This is a genomic window from Planctomycetota bacterium, assembly GCA_021414025.1.
Lineage (GTDB): Bacteria > Planctomycetota > Phycisphaerae > Phycisphaerales > SM1A02 > SYAC01.
Genome location: JAIOPG010000002.1, coordinates 161,638 through 176,937, shown reverse-complemented (window position 1 = coordinate 176,937; position 15,300 = coordinate 161,638). Strand labels below are relative to the sequence as shown.

The following is a 15,300-nucleotide window of genomic DNA, read 5'->3' as shown; positions in this document are numbered from 1 at the left end:
CCCGGAATCCGCTTGGCCTTGCGAGTCCCTTGGCCCGAGCGATAAAAAGACGCAAATTGCGCTTCATGCACTCACGGGGATGTCGCATGGCATAACGAATCACTGTTGGTTTCGGCGTGGGAACGGGCTGTGGAATCAGGGACGAGGCGAGGGAACGTGAGGGGGAACCGGCGTGCGACCAATCTAACCCCGGTTTGGGCAAAAATAAGCGGAAACATGGACGAATTGCATTTTATGTGGTTCAAACGAGGTTATTGCTCACTCTTTTGAGCCGCGAAATCCCCTGCGAAACCGCCTGAGTCGAGTCGATCCGGTCCGCGCCGCCAAGCCTTCCCCTGCCCGGTCTCCGGCAAAAAACCGCCCCGGCGTTCAGGCCGGGGCGGGATGCAAACTTGGTTGACCAACTCGATCGCATGGACGGTCACCCGTCCTTGCCGAATCACTCCTTGGCTTCGCTCTTGGCCGATGTCTTCGCGTCGGCGATTTCCTTGCGCTTCTTCGCGGCAAACGCGGAGCGGCGATTGGAAACCTTGCGTCGATGTCCGGCCCGTCCGCTGACCTGGCTGCCGCTCTCGGAGCCGACCAGCTGAAGGATCACCAGGCTGGTCGCATCGCCCACGCGGTGCTTGTCCAGCTTGATGATGCGGGTGTAACCGCCGGCGCGATCCTTGTAGCGCGGAGCGACGCGGGTGAGGATGTGCTCGATCAGTCGCGGCGCCTTGCGCACCTCGCCGAAGCGGTTGAACTCAACCGAATCCTGCGGAGGCAGCTCCCAGAACTCGCTGGTCTTGCGGCTCTCGGGGACGTTGGGGTCCGCGATCCACGCAAAGACCTTGCGGTCCGGCAGCTTGGTGAGCAACTGACGGCGGGTCAGCAGAGTCTTCTGCTTGGCCGTGGTGATCAGCTTCTCGATGAAGGGCTGCACCATCTTCGCCTTGGGAAGCGTGGTCTCGATCTGTCCGTGCTCGAACAGGCCCGCGGCCAGATTTCGGATCATCGCCCGGCGATGGTCTTCCTTCAGGCAGAGTTGTTTTCCGGCTACTTTGTGACGCATGGGGGACTCCTCGTTTCAGTTCGGTTCAATTCAGGCGTGGCTCTCGCTGGCCGCGTGCTTGAAGCCTTCGGGAAGGACCATGCCCAGGCCCAGCCCCTCGTCCTCGAGCGACTTCTTCAATTCACGCAGGCTGGTGCGGCCAAAGGCGCGCAGGCTCAGCATGTCGTTCTCGGTCTTGTTCACCAGCTCGTGAACGTACTTGATCTTGGCGCTCTCCAGGCAGTTGCTCACGCGCACCGTGAGGTCGAGCTCGGAGATGGGCATGTTGAGCTTGCGGATGAGCTCCAGCTCGGCGTCCGGCTCGTTGGCGATGCTGCTGGGCACCACTTCGTCGCCTTCGTTGTCATACATGACGAAGGGATTGAGGTGCTTGCGCAGGATCTTGGAGGCCTCCACCAGCGCCATTTCCGGCGTGATGGTGCTGTTGGTCCAGATGTCCATGATCAGGCGGTCGTAATTGGTGCGCTGACCGACGCGGGTGTCTTCCACGCGGTAGCGGACGCGGAGCACCGGGCTGAAGATGGCGTCCACGGGGATCAAACCGATCTCCTGCTCGTCGATCTTGGCCCACTGCTCGCTGGCCGGCAGGTAGCCGCGGCCCTTCTCGACGGTGAACTCGGCGGCGAACTCACGCTTCTCGGTCAAGGTGGCGAGCACGGTCTCGGGATTGTGAATCTGGATCGAGGCGTCGGCTTCGATCAGGTCCGGCGTCACTTCGCCCGGGCCCTCGGCCAGCAGGCGCATGGTCTTGGGGGCGTCGCCCTCCATGCTGACCACCAGCTTCTTGATGTTCAAAATGATGTCGGTGACGTCCTCGGTCACGCCGGGAAGGCTGGTGAACGCGTGGGTCACGCCGGCGATCTTCACGCTGGTGATGGCCGCGCCTTCAAGGCTGGACAGCAGAATGCGACGGAGGCTGTTGCCGATGGTGGTTCCGAAGCCGCGCTCGAAAGGCTCGGCGGTGAAACGGCCAAAGGTGCTGGTCAGGCTCTTCTGATCGACTGTGACATGTGACGGAAGCTCAAGTCCGCGCCATCGAACGTGCATGGGGATTCTCCAAAGTTGCGGCAGGATCCAGAACAGGACGCTCCCAGTCTCGCGGCGAACGGTGAACCCTGTCGCAACGGTTCAACGCGCCTTCTTGGCTGGGAGAAAAACGAAGTCGGGCAGTATAGCGGAAAAAACCTTTCAAACCAGCGGATTACACGCGGCGCTTCTTGGGGGCCCGGCATCCGTTGTGCGGAATCGGGGTGTGATCCTCGATGGCCAGCACCTTCAGGCCGTTGTGCTGCAGGCCGGTCACGGCGCTCTCGCGGCCCGGTCCCGGGCCCTTCACGCGGACTTCCACTTCGCGCATGCCCAGTCGCTTGACCTTGCCGGCCACCTTCTCGGCGGCGCGGCTGGCGGCGAACGGAGTGCTCTTGCGGGCGCCCTTGAAACCGACGCTTCCGGCCGAGTCCCACGCCAGGGTCTCGCCGTTCACGTCGGTGATGGTCACGATGGTGTTGTTGAAGGAGGCCGTCACGACGGCGATTCCCTTCACGACATTCTTGCGGATCTTTTTCTTGCTTGCCATGGGGTTGGTTCCTGTTCTTTAGTTGCGTCCGGGCATCAACCCTTCACGCCCTTCTTGCCGGCGACCGTTCGCTTCTTGCCCTTACGAGTGCGGGCGTTGGTTCGTGTGCGCTGGCCGCGGCAGGGCAATCCCTTGCGATGGCGCTCGCCGCGGTAGCAGCGAATGTCCTTGAGACGCTGGATGTCCTGCTGGGTCTGACGGCGCAGGGCGCCCTCGAGGATGTAGTTCTGGTCCAGCAGCTGGCTGATGTTGGCGAGCTCCTTGTCGTCCAGGGTGCTGGCGCGGCGCTCGGCGTCGATGCCGGTCTTGGCCAGGATGTCCTTGGCGTACTTCGGCCCGATGCCGTGGATGTATTGAAGAGCGTAGAGAATCTTCTTTCGCTCGGGAATGTCGATACCTGCAAGTCGTGGCATGGGTGCTCCTTAGTTCAAATCAGTGTCAGCTCGAGATCAGCCTTGGCGCTGCTTGAGACGGGGGTTCTTCTTGTTGATGACGAAACGCTTGCCCTTGCGGACAACGATCTGACAATCGCGGGTTCTTCGTTTGATGCTGCTGCGGACTTTCATGATGGTTCTTTCATTTCGTTAGAAGCGGTACACAATCCGTCCCTTGGTCATGTCGTAGGGACTGAGTTCAATGGTGACTTTGTCGCCGGGAAGAATGCGGATGAAAAACTTGCGCATCTTGCCGCTGACGTAGGCGAGAATTTCCTTGTCGTTTTGCAGGCGGACCCGGAACATGGCGTCCGGCAGGGCTTCGGTGACTTCGGCGTCGAGGGTGATCTTGTCATCTTTGGCCATTTAGTTGGAGCCCTGGGAAGTCGCAAGGACAGGCAGGGCCGTGAGGACCTGGGCGCCGGTGCGGGTGACGACAATCGTGTGCTCGAAGTGCGCGGAGGGAAGACCGCTGGCGGTGACGACGGTCCAACCGTCAGCCTGAAGACGCGTGGCGATGCCCATCAGGTGGCCGTCGCGGTCGCGGACCGAGGCGGAGCCGTCGCTGAGGGTGAGCATCGGCTCGATCGCGATGGTCATGCCGGGCAGCAGCGTGAAGTCGCGCCGCTCCAGCAGCGATCGGCTGACGCTGTTGGGAGCCTCGGGCCATTCGTGCAGGGTGCGGCCGATGCCGTGGCCCATCAGATCGGTGACCACTCCGTAGCGGCCCTCGATCGCCATGTTCTGCAGGCGCTCGGCGATGGTGCTCCATCGGACGCCGGGTTGGACCAGGTCGACGGCCTCGTCGAGCATGGCCTTGGTGTGGTCGACCATGGCGCGGATCTCGGGCGAAACGCGGCCCACGCAGACGGTCACAGCGGCGTCGGCGCACCATTCGCGGTAGCGGACGCCGCAGTCGATCTTGACCACGTCGCCGTTGACCAGCACGCGCGGTCCGGGGATGCCGTGGACCACTTCTTCGTTGACGCTGATGCAGGAGCTGGCCGGGAAGGCCTGGCGCACATCGTTCTTGCCGTAGCCGACAAAGGCAGCCTCGGCGCGATTGGCGGCAATGACGCCGGCGATGACGCAGTCAAGGCTCGCCGTGGACGTGCCCGCGACGCAGGCCGTGGTGGCCGCGTGCAGCGCGGTGGCGGCGACGCGCCCCGCTTCCGTCATGCGCTGGATCTCTTCGGTGGATCGGATCTCGATCGCCGCGGTGCGGCGGACCGTTCGCAGCGGCCGGGTGTCGTGGTTGGGTCGCGCGGTGGCGCGGCCATCCTCGGAACTCTGCGACCACCATGAGGGCTTGCCGGAGGCGGATGTCTCGGATGTCGTGGGTTCGGTGCTCATGCGCGGGAACTCCTGATGCGCGGACCCTTGGAGTCGCTGCCCTTGGACAGGAACCCCGAGTAGTTGCGCATCACCAAGTTTGCCTCAATGCGCTGCACCAAATCAAGCCCCACGCTGACCACGATCAGAAGACCGGTGCCCCCGAGGAACTGGCTGACGTTGAAGGGAATGCCCAGTTGCTGGGTCACCAGGGTGGGAATAATGGCGATCACGGCCAGGAAACCGGCTCCGACGTAGGTGATCCGCTCCATGGTCCGCTCCAGGTACTCGCTGGTCCAGGGGCCCGGGCGGATGCCGGGAACCATCGATCCATGGTCGCGGAGCTGCTTGGACATCTCCTCGGGGCTGAATTGGACGGTCGTCCAGAAGTAGCTGAAGAAGTAGATCAGGGCGATTTCGGTGACCACGTAGGGGTAGGCGCCATGCTGGAAATTCTCGGAGAGGAAATTCGAGATCCAGGCGCCGATGCCGGTGGAGCCTTCGGCCTGCGCCCGCGTGGAGAGCCAGCCGAAGATCGCCGACGGGAAGACCATCAGGCTCGAGGCGAAGATGATCGGCATGACGCCCGCGTGGTTGAGTCGCAGCGGCAGATAGGTTTTCTGTCCGCCGTACATCTTGCGGCCGGTGGTGTGCTTGGCCTGCTGAATCGGAATGCGCCGCTGGGCGACGGTGATGACGATGGCGCCGGCCGTGACCAGGATGAAACCGCCGGCGAGCAGGAGCACGCCGACCAATCCGATCTTTCCTTCCGCGTCGCTGCTCTGGCGCGGGTCGAAGTTGTCGACGACCCAGCCGACCGCGTGGGGCATGCGGGCCAGGATGCCCGCGGTGAGAATGATGCTGACGCCGTTGCCGATGCCGTACTTGTCGATCTGCTCGCCCAGCCACATCAGGAAGAGGCTGCCGGCGGTCAGCGCCGAAAATCCGGCGACATAGAAGACGACCAGGTTGGCGCCGGAGTCGAACTGCGGCTGCACCAGGTTGGTCTGACGCAGGTAGCTCAGCCACATCCATCCCTGGAAGACGCAGAGGGCGACGGCGGCGTAGCGCGTCCACTCGGCGATCTTCTGCTGGCCGCTGGCCCCTTCCTTCTTCAGGTCGGCGAGGCTGGGGACCACGCTCTGCAAAAGCTGGAAGATGATGCCCGCGGTGATGTAGGGCATGATGCCCAGGCCGAAGATCGTGCTCTGCTGCAGGCTTCCGCCGGAGAAGATGCTGGCGAACTGTGCGATGCGGCCGAAGCCGGTGGCGTTCTCGCTGGCCTTTTCGGCGGCCTTGGCCAGCTGCGACTGGTCGACGCCGACCAGCGGAATCCAGAAGCCGATGCGATAGATCACCAGCATGCCCAGGGTGAAGAGCACGCGGTTGCGCAGTTCGGCGACGCGGAAGATGTTGATGAACGCCTGGATCACGCTGGGGTTGTGGGCAGGGACGCGACGGCGGTCCCGCCTGCCTTCTCGATTTTGGTCCGCGCCGAGGCGCTGAACTTGGCGGCGTTGACGGTCAGCTTCTTCTTCAGGTCGCCGTGGCCGAGGACCTTGAGCGGCAGCTTGACGTCGCGGATGAGACGCTTGGCGGCCAGGGCCTTGGCGTCGACCGTGGCGCCGTTGTCGAAGTGCTTCTCCAGATCCTGCACGTTGATCTCCTCGAAGAGCGTGCGGAAGCCGGAGTTGGAGAATCCGCGCTTGGGGAAGCGACGGGCGAGCGGAGTGGAACCGCCGAGATAACCGGGACGGCTGGTCCAACCCGCGCGGCTCTTGGCGCCGTTGTGTCCGCGGCCGCTGGTGCCGCCCTTGCCGCTGCCTTCGCCGCGGCCGACGCGCATTCGCTTCTTGTGGGCTCCGACCTTGGCGGTGATGTCTTGGATCATCATGGTGAAATTCCTTGTGGGACTGAAGTGTGCTCTGTCAATTGATTCGAGTGATGCTTACGAAGCCTGCGCCGGTGGATCGGCGGCCAAAGGAGCCGCCGCATCCGGTCCGCGTCCGCGGCCGGGTCCGCTGCGACCACCGCCGCTGCGTCCGCCGCCCATGCCGCCACGACCGCCGCCGGCGCCGCCACGACCGCCGCCACGTCCGCCGCGACGCTCGTCGCCGACGGTGTTGACCGGGCCCTGGGCCTTCTGGGCGCCGCGGGCCGCGGGAACCGCCGCGCTGCCGCGGGTGATGGCGTCTTCGACCTCGGTGTTGGCGAGGGTGATGCCGCGCAGGGCCTCGACCATCTCGCGGGTGCGCAGCTTGCCGAGGGCCAGCATGGTGGCCTTGATGAGATTCTTGGGGTTGCTGCTGCCGAAGCACTTGGTCAGGCAGTCCTGCACGCCGATCATGTCCAGGATGGAGCGCACCGCGGCGCCGGCGATGACGCCGGTTCCGGGAGCGGCGGGCACAAGGCGAACCTTGCTGGCGCCGTAGCGGCCTTCCACCATGTGGGGAATGGTGCGACCCTGCATGTTGAACTTCTTCTGCTTGCGGCGGCTTTCCTTCTCCGCCTTCTCAACCGCGGATGGCACCTGGGTGCTTTTGGCATAGCCGACGCCCACGCCGCCCTGCCGGTCGCCGGTGACGACCATGGCCGCGAAGGAGAAACGACGTCCGCCCGCCACGGTGGTGCTGGTGCGATAGACGCCCACCGTCGTGGAGTCCGAGTCGCGTGATTCTTGATTGTGTCCGCTCATGTTGGGTTTCCGTTCCGATCAGAACTGCAGGCCGCCCTCGCGGGCGCCCTCGGCGAGCGCCTTGACGCGGCCGTGAAAGAGGTATCCGTTCCGGTCGAAGACCACCTTGGTCACGCCGGCCTTGGCGGCCCGCTCGGCCACCACTTTTCCGATGTTCTTCGCCGAAGTCACTTTGCCCTTGGCGGCCGCGGAGGCTTTCTCGCGATCGCTGGCGGAGACCAGGGTGCGACCATTGGAGTCGTCGATCACCTGCACGTAGATGTGGTTGAGCGAGCGGAACACGCTCATGCGCGGCCGCTCCGTGGTGCCGATGATGCGCTTGCGAAGTCCGGCCTTCCGGCGGGTCCGTCGCTTCAATTTGATCAGTGTTGCAGATGCCATGGTTCAGGTTCCTTTGTTGATTAACTGCCGAACGCCTTGCCCTGCTTGCGCTGGATCACTTCGTCGACGTACTTGATGCCCTTGCCGTTGTAGGGCTCGGGCTTGCGGCAGGCGCGGACGTCGCTGGCGAAGGCGCCCACGGTCTGCTTGTTCGGACCGGAGACTTCGATCAGCGTGCCGTTGATGGCCACGGTGAGATTGGCGGGGATCATGACCTCGATCGCATTGGCGAAACCGATGGCGAGCACGAGCTTCTTGCCCTGGACCTTGGCGCCCCAGCCCACGCCGACGATCTCGAGCTTCTTCTCGTAGCCCTTGAGGACGCCCTCCACCATGCCGTTGATCACGGAGCGGGTGGTGCCCCAGTAGGCGCGGTTGTTGCCCACGTCCAGCTGCTCGGGCGAGACCTCGCACACGATGCTCTTGTCGGCGTCGTTGTAGGCCACCTTCACCTCGGGTCGGTGCGTCATGGAGAGCTTGCCCTTGGGCCCCTGGAAATCGATGACGCGGGTGGAGGCGTTGACCTGCACCTTCACGCCGGCGGGCACTGCGATTGATTTTCTTCCGATGCGACTCATGACGACTCCTTGATTTCCTTAGCAGACGACCGCGACCACTTCGCCGCCGACCTTGCTCTCGCGACAGCGACGATCGCTCATCACGCCAGAGCTTGTGCTGACAATGGCGATGCCCAGGCCCTGCTGGGGCTTGGGCAGCGCGTTGGTTCCCGAATAGACGCGGCGGCCGGTCGTGCTGACGCGGTCGATGGCGTTGATGGCGCTCTCGCCGGTGGGCGAGTACTTCAGGTCGACGCGGATCAGGCCGCCCCGGCTGTCGGGGATGCGCTCGAAGCCGCGGATGAAGCCCTCCTCCTGCAGCACCTTGGCGACGCCGCAGTTGAGTTTGTTGTCCAAGACCATGACCTGCTTCGCGTGAATCGAAACGGCGTTGCGGATGCGGGTCAGCATGTCGGCGGTGAGATCGTGTAGGGGCATTGGGAATTCCTTCGTGCGGACTACCAGGACGCCTTGCGCATGCCGGGCACCATGCCCTGCAAGGCGAGCTCGCGCAGCACATGGCGGCAGACGCGGAACTTGCGGTAGACGCTGCGGGCGCGGCCGGTGATTTCGCACCGGCTCTGCTTGCGGGTGCTGAACTTCGGCTTCTGCTTCATTTTGACAAAGACTCTTTTGCTGGCCATGGGGGTTCCTTTGGATCAGGCTTTCTTGTTGGTGGCTTCGGGCCGGGCGAAGGGCATGCCGAGCTCGCTCAGCAGGAAGCGGCTCATCGCCGGGGTGCTGTTCTCGAAGACCAGGTTGATGTGCATTCCGATGTTGTGGTTGACGTTGGCCATGTTGATCTCCGGCCACACGGCCTGCTCGGAGAGACCCATGCACCAGCTGCCGCCGCCGTCGAAGCTCTTGTCGTTCACGCCGCGGAAATCCTTGATACGCGGAATCGCGAGGTTGATCAGGCGATCCAGGAAGCCCCACATGCGGTCGCGGCGCATGGTGACCATGAAGGCGCTGGGAGCGCCCTCGCGGACCTTGAAGTTCGACACGGCCTTCTTGGCCTTGATCATGATCGGCTGCTGGCCGGTGATCTTGCGGTAGGTGTCGACCACGGTGTCCTTCAATTCAGGCTTGAGCTTCTGGTTCTCCAGGCGCTTGCCGACGCCGGTGGAGACGATGATCTTGGAGAGCTTGGGAACCTGGTGGGCGTTCTTGAGCTTGAACTCCTTCATCACCTTCGGGACGACTTCTTCCTTGAAGATTTTCTGCAGGCGGATTGTTTTCTGGGCGGCCATGGGATTCTCTTTGGGCTGGTGTGCGAATTACTTCTTCTTGGACGGAGCGTGCAGCGTGTGCAGTTCCTTGCCGGTGCGGGCCGCGACGCGGACCTTGCTGCCGTCGGACTTGGTTTGGAAGCGGACGCGGGTCGGCTTGCCGTCGACCACCGGGCTGACGTTGGACATGTGGATCGGGGCTTCCTGCTTGAGCAGACCGCCCTGGGGACGGGCCTGGGTCTTCTTCAGGTGGTGGGTGCGGACGTTGACGCCCTTGACGATGACGCGGTTGTCATCCGGGATCACCGCCAGGACCTCGGCCACGGTGCCGCGCTGATTGCCGGCGCGGACCAGAACCATGTCGCCTTTGCGTACGTGCCTTGGCATCACACCACCTCCGTTGCCAGCGAAACGATCTTCATGTAGTTCTTCTCGCGCAGCTCGCGGGCCACGGCGCCGAAGATGCGGGTGCCGCGGGGATTGCCCTCGGCGTCGATGAGCACGCAGGCGTTGGAGTCGAAGCGGACGTAGCTGCCGTCGTCGCGTCGCGTGGGATACTTGGTCCGCACGATGACCGCGATGGCCTTGTCGCCGCTCTTGACGTCGCCGGTCGGAATGGCCTTCTTCACGGCCACCATGACCTTGTCGCCCACGCCCATGGCGACGCGGGTGAACTTGCCGCGGGCGGTGCTGACGCCCATGATGCCGATGACCATGGCCAGCTTGGCGCCGGAGTTGTCGGTGACTTCGATTCTGGATTCTTTTTGAATCATTGTGTTGCTGCAGTCCGCGTCAGCGGGCTGTCTCCTCCATGGCTAGAAGTTTGACCGGGGCCTTCTCGACAACGCGAACAAGGATCCAGTTCTTGGTCCGGCTGATCGGGCGGCACTCGGCCACCTCGACGCGGTCGCCGAGGCCGCTTTCGTTCTTCTCGTCGTGCACGTGCAGCACGGTCCGCTTCTTCACGTACTTGCCGTACTTGGGATGCTTGGTCACGAAATTCACCACCACGGTGCGGGTCTTGACCCGCTTGTCGCTCTCGACCACGCCGATGCGGCGCGGGCTCTTGGGCGGGATGGTGACGGCGGCGGTCTTGTGACTCATGATTTCACCTCGGCCTTGCGGCGGGTCTTGGGCTTGGAGACCGCGGCGGTCGCGCCGGCGGTCTTCTTCGCGGACTTCTCAGCGGTCTTGCCCGCGGGATTCTTGGTTCCGGCCTTGGAGTAGGTCGACGGATGGACGGTCTTGGCGATCAGCTTCTCGCGGCCCTCCTTGGAGAGGCCGCGGATGAACTTCTTGCCGGCGGCGGGCGAGGCGGCACGGGCACGAACCCCCTGCTCGGTCAAAAGGCGGGCGATGGTGCGGCGGAGCGTGCCGAACTGGCTGGTGTTGGCGACCTTCTCGGTCACGGCCTGGGCGCGAAGATCGAAAATCTTGCGGCGCGACGCGGTGAGCTCGTCCTTCACTTGTTCCAAGGTCAGTTTGCGAATGTCATGTGCGTTCATTATTGACTCCAATCAGACGGCGATGCGGCGACCCACGAAGCGGCACTTCACGGGCATCTTGTGGGCGATGCGGGCGAAGGCCTGCTTCGCCAATTCCTCGGGGACTCCGGCGATCTCGTAGATCAGGGTTCCGGGCTTGATGCAGGCGGCCCAATAGTCGACGGGCGCCTTGCCGGTTCCCATTCGGGTTTCCAGCGGCTTCTTTGAAATCGGCTTGTCAGGGAAGACGCGGATGTAAAGCACGCCCTGGCGGCGCAGGAAGTGCTGGGCCGCGACGCGTCCCGCCTCGATCTGGCGGGCGCTGAGCCAATGCGTCTGCAGGCTCTGCAGACCGTAGTCGCCGAAGGCGACATAGTTGCCGCGCGTGGCGTTGCCCTTCATCTTGCCGCGCTGCTGCTTGCGGAACTTAACTCGTTTTGGCATGAAACTCATGACTGATCTCCTGGGTCCTGATTCTTTTTAATGGCGGCCGCGGGCGCGGGCGCGGCCACCCGCTGCATTCGACACCACTTCATCCGGCTGCGATTCGCTGTACATGCCCTTGAACACCCACACCTTCACGCCCAGCACGCCGCTGGTGGTGAACACGTGGGTCATGGCGTAGTCCACGTTGGCCTGCAAAGTGCTCAACGGGATCGTGCCCAGGCGCGTGTTGAGCACGCGGCTCATTTCGGCGCCGCCGATGCGGCCGGAGACCTGAATGCGGACTCCCAAGGCGCCATTCTGCATGGCGCCTTCGCAGCGCTGCTTGAGCACCTTGCGGAAGTTGGCGCGCTTCTTGATCTGCTCGGCGAGCGAGTCGGCGATCAGCTTGGCGTCGATTTCCGGATTCTTGATTTCGATGATGCGGATGACCACCTTGCGGCCGGTGAGGACCTGCAGGTCGGCGGTGAGCTTCTCCACTTCGGCACCCTTGAGACCGACCACCTGGCCGGGACGCGCCGTCTTCACGATCACAGCCAGCTCCTCGCGGGTGCGCTCGATGTGCACATCGGAGACCGCGGCGTAGGGCGGGGTCTTGTTGAGGCGCTTGTCGATGAAGGCGCGGATGCGGTAGTCCTCGATCAGCAGCTCGCCGAAGAGCGCCTTGGGGGCGAACCAGCGGCTCTTGTGCGGCTCGGTGACTCCGACTCGGAAGCCAAATGGATGTGTTTTTTGTCCCATGGTTCTATTCCTTCGCGATCAGCGGGCATCCACCGCCACATGAAGGTGGCAAGTGCGTTTGAGGATCTGGTGTGAACGACCGCGGTCCTTTTCCTGGAAGCGCTTGAGGGTCGGGCCCTCGTCGACGCGGCTCTCGCTGACGAACAGCCGGCCCGGATCGACGCTGGCCAACTCGGCTTGCGCGATGGCCGCGCGAAGGACGTAGCGGAGGAAGCTGGCGCCGCGCTTGGTGCTGAAGTCCAGGGCCGTGAGGGCCTGGTCCACGGGCTTGCCGCGGATCATGTCCGCCACAAGGCGGGCCTTGCGGGGGGCGATTCGAGCGTAACGATGACAGGATTGATAGGCCATGGTGGTTGTTCCTCTCGGGGTCACTTCTTAGGACCGCTCTTGGGGCCGCTTGACGGACCAGCGCTCGGGCCGCCGGCGCCGGGTCCGGCGTCAAGGCCTTCCTTCTTGTTGGTGTGTCCGCGGAAGACGCGGGTGGGCGAGAACTCGCCGAGCTTGTGACCGACCATGTCCTCGGTAACGAAGCAGTCCAGGAAGGACTTGCCGTTGTGGACCTGGAAGGTGATGCCGACGAACTCCGGCACGATGGTGCAGGAGCGCTTGTAGGTCTTCAGTGGCGTGCGCCGCTCCGAAGCCTGCATCTTCTCCACCTTGCGGTAGAGCTTCTCGTCAACGAACGGTCCTTTTTTAGTCGATCGACTCATGGTTCATTTCCTCTATCAGAGTTTCAATTGGCCGTAACGGCGGCTGAAGCGCCGACGAATGATCAGGTCATCGCTGGACAGCCCGTATCGACGGGTCCGTCCGCCCTTGCTTTGCGTGCCGCTGGCGTTGGAAGGCTCCTGGCCTCCCTTGCTGCGACCTTCGCCACCGCCGTGCGGATGCTGGTGATGGCTCATGGCCACACCGCGGGTGCGCGGACGTCGTCCGAGCCAGCGGGCGCGACCGGCTTTTCCGAGCACGACATTGGCGTGATCGGCGTTGCCGACGGCGCCGATGGTGGCGCGGCACTCAAGCAGCACCTGGCGGATTTCACCCGAGGGCAGCACGAGGGTCGCCATGCGGCCTTCCTTATTCGTCAGTCGGGCGCTCATGCCGGCGGAGCGCACCAGGGCGCCGCCGCGCATCGGCACCATCTCGACGCAGTGCACGTCGAGGCCGGCGGGAATGTTCTTCAGCGGCATGCAGTTGCCGACGTTGGGATCGATCAGCTTCTGGCTGGAGAGAATCTTCTGTCCGACCGTGATGCCCTTGGGGGCCAGGATGTAGCGCTTGTCGCCGTCGGCGTAGGTGAGCAGCGCGATGTGGCAGGAGCGGTTGGGGTCGTACTCGATGGTGGTCACGGTGGCGACCACGTCATCCTTGCGGCGCTTGAAGTCGATCAGCCGGTAGCGGCGCTTGTGGCCGCCGCCCTGCTGGATGACGGTGAGCTTGCCCTGGCAGTTGCGGCCGCCGGTCTTGGAGAGCGGACGGCAGAGGCTCTTCTCGGGCTTGGAGCGTGTGACCTCGGTGTGCAGGTTCACGCTCGCGTTGCGCCGTCCGGCCGATGTTCTTTTATAGACTCGAATCGCCATTGGAATTCCTTTGCTCAGAAGAGCTCGATCTTGTCCTCAGCATGAATTTTCACGATCGCCCGCTTGGTCAGCTTGCCGGTGACCAGGCCGAACTTCATGGCGCGGTCGCGGGCCTTGCGGATCTGGGTGTTGACCCCCAGCACGCGGACGTTGTACATCTTCTTCACGGCCTTCTTGATGTCGTCCTTGGTGGCCTTGCCGTCCACCTCAAAGGTGTACTGGTTCGCCTTGCCGGTGGCGAAGGTGGCTTTTTCCGTGACGATCGGGCGGCGAATGACTCGTGTGGCTTCCATTACGCGGCCTCCTTGGAATCAGCGGTTTGAAAGGCGGTGCCGTCGATGAACGACTGCAGGGCGGCCTTGTCCACCACCAGGAAACGGTGGTTGAGCAGATCGAACGCGGTGAGCTGCTCGATGCGGACCACGCTGACGCCCGCCACATTGCGGGCGCTGGCGATGGTGTTCTGATTGGTGCCGTCGACGGCGACCAGGCAGGTGCGATCGACGCCGCAGGCCTTGAGCAGCGCGGCGAAGTCCTTGGTGCGCGGCTTGGCGAAGGAAAGCTCCTTCATGCACTTCACCTCGCTGTCGACCAGTTTGGCCAGCAGCGCGTTGCGATTGGCGAGCTGACGCATCTTGCGGGTCATCGAGGTGCGGAAATCCTCGCGGGTGCGGGTCTTGGAGAAGGCCACGCCGCCGCCCTTGCGGTGCGGAACGCGCGAGGCGCCGACGCGGGCATTGCCCGTGCCTTTTTGCTTGTAGAGCTTTCGTGTGGAGCCCGCGACGCTGCCGCGGCTCTTGGTTCGAGCGGAACCCTGTCGTTGATTGCCGTGGGTGATGACGTAGGCCTGCTTCAGGAGAGCCGGGCGGACTTCGCCGCCGAGCGTGGCCTCATCGATCTTGAGGACGTCCACTTTCTTGCCGTTGCCATCGAGGATTGGAAGTTCAATCATGGTTCTTACCTTTTGGCCTGTTGATCAGGCCGTCTCGCCTACCCTCCAAGGCCCGTTACTTCTGGGCTTGGCAGGGATCGACTCGGTTGGGGTTCTGCAAACTGTCGCGACTGGGCGGTTCCGTAACGGCCTTCCCAATCTTTCAGCCGGTTATTTTGCCGCCTGAAGTACTGCCTTTGTCTTATATAGACGCTTGGGGGTGCGAATGAACAAATATCCATTGGACGCCCCGGGCACCGCGCCCTTGACGACCAGCAAATTCTTTTCGGTGTCGACCGAGATCAGGTCGAGGCTGCGGACGGTGGTGCGCTCGCCACCCATGCGGCCGGACATCTTCTTGCCCTTCTTGAGCTTGGGGCCGGTGCCGCGATCGGTTCCGCCGCCGCCGATGCTGCCGGGCGAACGATGCTTGCGCTCGGTGCCGTGGCTGGCGCAGATGCCCTTGAAGTTCCAGCGCACCATGGTGCCCTGGAAGCCCTTGCCCTTGGAGGTGCCGCTGACATCGACAAACTTCAATCCGCTGAAGGTGTCGACGGAAACAACCTGGCCGAGTTGGTACGCCGAGGCCTCTTCATCCTTCTCAAGGCGAAGTTCCTGGTGGACGCGCTTGGGGACCGATCCGGCCTTGGCGTCGTGACCGATGAGCTGCTGCGTGGTGGCGCGGGGCTTGGCATCGTCGAAGGCGAGCTGCACCGCGGCATATCCATCGGACTCCGCAGTCTTCACCTGGGTGACGACGCACGGTCCGGCCTGGATCACGGTGACGGGAATGTTGCGGCCATCTTCCATGAACCAGCGCGTCATTCCAATTTTCTTTCCGAGGATTGCGATGGGCATGGTG

Annotated in this window: 27 protein-coding genes; all 27 read right to left on the bottom strand. The window is 63.5% G+C overall.

What is annotated here, in order from left to right; genetic code table 11:
* Positions 1-439: 439 nt before the first annotated feature.
* Positions 440-1,054, bottom strand: coding sequence for a 50S ribosomal protein L17 (gene rplQ / locus K8R92_01460; protein ID MCE9618560.1), 615 nt, complete (start codon positions 1,052-1,054; stop codon positions 440-442).
* Positions 1,055-1,084: 30 nt separating this feature from the next.
* Positions 1,085-2,101 carry a DNA-directed RNA polymerase subunit alpha gene (locus tag K8R92_01455; GenBank protein MCE9618559.1) on the bottom strand — a complete coding sequence of 339 codons (1,017 nt, stop codon included), beginning with the start codon at positions 2,099-2,101 and terminating at the stop codon, positions 1,085-1,087.
* Between the two features lie 154 nt (positions 2,102-2,255).
* Positions 2,256-2,630 (bottom strand): 30S ribosomal protein S11, encoded by a 375-nt coding sequence (gene rpsK, locus K8R92_01450; protein MCE9618558.1) that lies wholly within the window; start codon positions 2,628-2,630, stop codon positions 2,256-2,258.
* A gap of 35 nt (positions 2,631-2,665) precedes the next feature.
* Positions 2,666-3,043 (bottom strand): 30S ribosomal protein S13, encoded by a 378-nt coding sequence (gene rpsM, locus K8R92_01445; GenBank protein MCE9618557.1) that lies wholly within the window; start codon positions 3,041-3,043, stop codon positions 2,666-2,668.
* Between the two features lie 36 nt (positions 3,044-3,079).
* The gene (gene rpmJ, locus K8R92_01440; protein ID MCE9618556.1) at positions 3,080-3,196 is read right to left on the bottom strand and encodes a 50S ribosomal protein L36; all 117 of its coding nucleotides are present in this window, start codon (positions 3,194-3,196) and stop codon (positions 3,080-3,082) included.
* Positions 3,197-3,214: 18 nt separating this feature from the next.
* Positions 3,215-3,430, bottom strand: coding sequence for a translation initiation factor IF-1 (gene infA / locus K8R92_01435; GenBank protein ID MCE9618555.1), 216 nt, complete (start codon positions 3,428-3,430; stop codon positions 3,215-3,217).
* A complete protein-coding gene (gene map, locus K8R92_01430) occupies positions 3,431-4,417 on the bottom strand; it encodes a type I methionyl aminopeptidase (GenBank protein ID MCE9618554.1) in 987 nt (328 codons plus the stop codon).
* Positions 4,414-5,829 (bottom strand): preprotein translocase subunit SecY, encoded by a 1,416-nt coding sequence (gene secY / locus K8R92_01425; protein ID MCE9618553.1) that lies wholly within the window; start codon positions 5,827-5,829, stop codon positions 4,414-4,416. Before secY ends, map begins: the two co-directional genes overlap by 4 nt.
* On the bottom strand, positions 5,826-6,290 hold the full coding sequence (rplO, locus tag K8R92_01420) for a 50S ribosomal protein L15 (protein ID MCE9618552.1): 465 nt from the start codon (positions 6,288-6,290) through the stop codon (positions 5,826-5,828). The genes secY and rplO overlap by 4 nt, the downstream gene beginning before the upstream one ends.
* A 54-nt stretch (positions 6,291-6,344) precedes the next feature.
* On the bottom strand, positions 6,345-7,091 hold the full coding sequence (locus K8R92_01415) for a 30S ribosomal protein S5 (protein MCE9618551.1): 747 nt from the start codon (positions 7,089-7,091) through the stop codon (positions 6,345-6,347).
* 18 nt (positions 7,092-7,109) lie between these two features.
* Positions 7,110-7,472 (bottom strand): 50S ribosomal protein L18, encoded by a 363-nt coding sequence (rplR, locus tag K8R92_01410; protein MCE9618550.1) that lies wholly within the window; start codon positions 7,470-7,472, stop codon positions 7,110-7,112.
* A gap of 20 nt (positions 7,473-7,492) precedes the next feature.
* Complete coding sequence (gene rplF, locus K8R92_01405; GenBank protein MCE9618549.1) at positions 7,493-8,050, bottom strand: 50S ribosomal protein L6; 558 nt, start codon at positions 8,048-8,050, stop codon at positions 7,493-7,495.
* An 18-nt stretch (positions 8,051-8,068) separates the two neighbouring features.
* Complete coding sequence (rpsH, locus tag K8R92_01400) at positions 8,069-8,467, bottom strand: 30S ribosomal protein S8 (protein ID MCE9618548.1); 399 nt, start codon at positions 8,465-8,467, stop codon at positions 8,069-8,071.
* Between the two features lie 20 nt (positions 8,468-8,487).
* On the bottom strand, positions 8,488-8,673 hold the full coding sequence (locus tag K8R92_01395) for a type Z 30S ribosomal protein S14 (GenBank protein ID MCE9618547.1): 186 nt from the start codon (positions 8,671-8,673) through the stop codon (positions 8,488-8,490).
* A gap of 15 nt (positions 8,674-8,688) precedes the next feature.
* Positions 8,689-9,279 (bottom strand): 50S ribosomal protein L5, encoded by a 591-nt coding sequence (gene rplE / locus K8R92_01390; protein ID MCE9618546.1) that lies wholly within the window; start codon positions 9,277-9,279, stop codon positions 8,689-8,691.
* Positions 9,280-9,306: 27 nt separating this feature from the next.
* Positions 9,307-9,645, bottom strand: a complete 339-nt coding sequence (gene rplX / locus K8R92_01385; GenBank protein ID MCE9618545.1) for a 50S ribosomal protein L24 — start codon at positions 9,643-9,645, stop codon at positions 9,307-9,309.
* Positions 9,645-10,031 (bottom strand): 50S ribosomal protein L14, encoded by a 387-nt coding sequence (gene rplN, locus K8R92_01380; GenBank protein ID MCE9618544.1) that lies wholly within the window; start codon positions 10,029-10,031, stop codon positions 9,645-9,647. Before rplN ends, rplX begins: the two co-directional genes overlap by 1 nt.
* Positions 10,032-10,050: 19 nt before the next feature.
* A complete protein-coding gene (gene rpsQ / locus K8R92_01375) occupies positions 10,051-10,362 on the bottom strand; it encodes a 30S ribosomal protein S17 (GenBank protein MCE9618543.1) in 312 nt (103 codons plus the stop codon).
* The gene (gene rpmC, locus K8R92_01370) at positions 10,359-10,763 is read right to left on the bottom strand and encodes a 50S ribosomal protein L29 (protein ID MCE9618542.1); all 405 of its coding nucleotides are present in this window, start codon (positions 10,761-10,763) and stop codon (positions 10,359-10,361) included. The genes rpsQ and rpmC overlap by 4 nt, the downstream gene beginning before the upstream one ends.
* 12 nt (positions 10,764-10,775) lie before the next feature.
* Complete coding sequence (rplP, locus tag K8R92_01365; GenBank protein ID MCE9618541.1) at positions 10,776-11,195, bottom strand: 50S ribosomal protein L16; 420 nt, start codon at positions 11,193-11,195, stop codon at positions 10,776-10,778.
* A gap of 27 nt (positions 11,196-11,222) precedes the next feature.
* Positions 11,223-11,927 carry a 30S ribosomal protein S3 gene (gene rpsC / locus K8R92_01360; protein MCE9618540.1) on the bottom strand — a complete coding sequence of 235 codons (705 nt, stop codon included), beginning with the start codon at positions 11,925-11,927 and terminating at the stop codon, positions 11,223-11,225.
* A gap of 18 nt (positions 11,928-11,945) precedes the next feature.
* On the bottom strand, positions 11,946-12,275 hold the full coding sequence (gene rplV / locus K8R92_01355; GenBank protein ID MCE9618539.1) for a 50S ribosomal protein L22: 330 nt from the start codon (positions 12,273-12,275) through the stop codon (positions 11,946-11,948).
* A gap of 20 nt (positions 12,276-12,295) precedes the next feature.
* Positions 12,296-12,637, bottom strand: a complete 342-nt coding sequence (gene rpsS, locus K8R92_01350; protein ID MCE9618538.1) for a 30S ribosomal protein S19 — start codon at positions 12,635-12,637, stop codon at positions 12,296-12,298.
* Between the two features lie 15 nt (positions 12,638-12,652).
* Positions 12,653-13,507, bottom strand: a complete 855-nt coding sequence (gene rplB, locus K8R92_01345; GenBank protein MCE9618537.1) for a 50S ribosomal protein L2 — start codon at positions 13,505-13,507, stop codon at positions 12,653-12,655.
* Between the two features lie 14 nt (positions 13,508-13,521).
* Complete coding sequence (gene rplW / locus K8R92_01340) at positions 13,522-13,800, bottom strand: 50S ribosomal protein L23 (protein MCE9618536.1); 279 nt, start codon at positions 13,798-13,800, stop codon at positions 13,522-13,524.
* A complete protein-coding gene (rplD, locus tag K8R92_01335) occupies positions 13,800-14,459 on the bottom strand; it encodes a 50S ribosomal protein L4 (protein ID MCE9618535.1) in 660 nt (219 codons plus the stop codon). The genes rplW and rplD overlap by 1 nt, the downstream gene beginning before the upstream one ends.
* A 150-nt stretch (positions 14,460-14,609) precedes the next feature.
* Entirely contained in the window at positions 14,610-15,296 is a 687-nt protein-coding gene (gene rplC, locus K8R92_01330) for a 50S ribosomal protein L3 (protein ID MCE9618534.1), read from the bottom strand.
* Positions 15,297-15,300: the final 4 nt, after the last annotated feature.

Coding starts and splice junctions, on each gene's coding strand:
- rplQ (MCE9618560.1), bottom strand. CDS start 1,054: ATGCGTCACAAAGTAGCCGGAAAACAACTCTGCCTGAAGGAAGACCAT.
- K8R92_01455 (MCE9618559.1), bottom strand. CDS start 2,101: ATGCACGTTCGATGGCGCGGACTTGAGCTTCCGTCACATGTCACAGTC.
- rpsK (MCE9618558.1), bottom strand. CDS start 2,630: ATGGCAAGCAAGAAAAAGATCCGCAAGAATGTCGTGAAGGGAATCGCC.
- rpsM (MCE9618557.1), bottom strand. CDS start 3,043: ATGCCACGACTTGCAGGTATCGACATTCCCGAGCGAAAGAAGATTCTC.
- rpmJ (MCE9618556.1), bottom strand. CDS start 3,196: ATGAAAGTCCGCAGCAGCATCAAACGAAGAACCCGCGATTGTCAGATC.
- infA (MCE9618555.1), bottom strand. CDS start 3,430: ATGGCCAAAGATGACAAGATCACCCTCGACGCCGAAGTCACCGAAGCC.
- map (MCE9618554.1), bottom strand. CDS start 4,417: ATGAGCACCGAACCCACGACATCCGAGACATCCGCCTCCGGCAAGCCC.
- rplO (MCE9618552.1), bottom strand. CDS start 6,290: ATGATGATCCAAGACATCACCGCCAAGGTCGGAGCCCACAAGAAGCGA.
- K8R92_01415 (MCE9618551.1), bottom strand. CDS start 7,091: ATGAGCGGACACAATCAAGAATCACGCGACTCGGACTCCACGACGGTG.
- rplR (MCE9618550.1), bottom strand. CDS start 7,472: ATGGCATCTGCAACACTGATCAAATTGAAGCGACGGACCCGCCGGAAG.
- rplF (MCE9618549.1), bottom strand. CDS start 8,050: ATGAGTCGCATCGGAAGAAAATCAATCGCAGTGCCCGCCGGCGTGAAG.
- rpsH (MCE9618548.1), bottom strand. CDS start 8,467: ATGCCCCTACACGATCTCACCGCCGACATGCTGACCCGCATCCGCAAC.
- K8R92_01395 (MCE9618547.1), bottom strand. CDS start 8,673: ATGGCCAGCAAAAGAGTCTTTGTCAAAATGAAGCAGAAGCCGAAGTTC.
- rplE (MCE9618546.1), bottom strand. CDS start 9,279: ATGGCCGCCCAGAAAACAATCCGCCTGCAGAAAATCTTCAAGGAAGAA.
- rplX (MCE9618545.1), bottom strand. CDS start 9,645: ATGCCAAGGCACGTACGCAAAGGCGACATGGTTCTGGTCCGCGCCGGC.
- rplN (MCE9618544.1), bottom strand. CDS start 10,031: ATGATTCAAAAAGAATCCAGAATCGAAGTCACCGACAACTCCGGCGCC.
- rpsQ (MCE9618543.1), bottom strand. CDS start 10,362: ATGAGTCACAAGACCGCCGCCGTCACCATCCCGCCCAAGAGCCCGCGC.
- rpmC (MCE9618542.1), bottom strand. CDS start 10,763: ATGAACGCACATGACATTCGCAAACTGACCTTGGAACAAGTGAAGGAC.
- rplP (MCE9618541.1), bottom strand. CDS start 11,195: ATGAGTTTCATGCCAAAACGAGTTAAGTTCCGCAAGCAGCAGCGCGGC.
- rpsC (MCE9618540.1), bottom strand. CDS start 11,927: ATGGGACAAAAAACACATCCATTTGGCTTCCGAGTCGGAGTCACCGAG.
- rplV (MCE9618539.1), bottom strand. CDS start 12,275: ATGGCCTATCAATCCTGTCATCGTTACGCTCGAATCGCCCCCCGCAAG.
- rpsS (MCE9618538.1), bottom strand. CDS start 12,637: ATGAGTCGATCGACTAAAAAAGGACCGTTCGTTGACGAGAAGCTCTAC.
- rplB (MCE9618537.1), bottom strand. CDS start 13,507: ATGGCGATTCGAGTCTATAAAAGAACATCGGCCGGACGGCGCAACGCG.
- rplW (MCE9618536.1), bottom strand. CDS start 13,800: ATGGAAGCCACACGAGTCATTCGCCGCCCGATCGTCACGGAAAAAGCC.
- rplD (MCE9618535.1), bottom strand. CDS start 14,459: ATGATTGAACTTCCAATCCTCGATGGCAACGGCAAGAAAGTGGACGTC.
- rplC (MCE9618534.1), bottom strand. CDS start 15,296: ATGCCCATCGCAATCCTCGGAAAGAAAATTGGAATGACGCGCTGGTTC.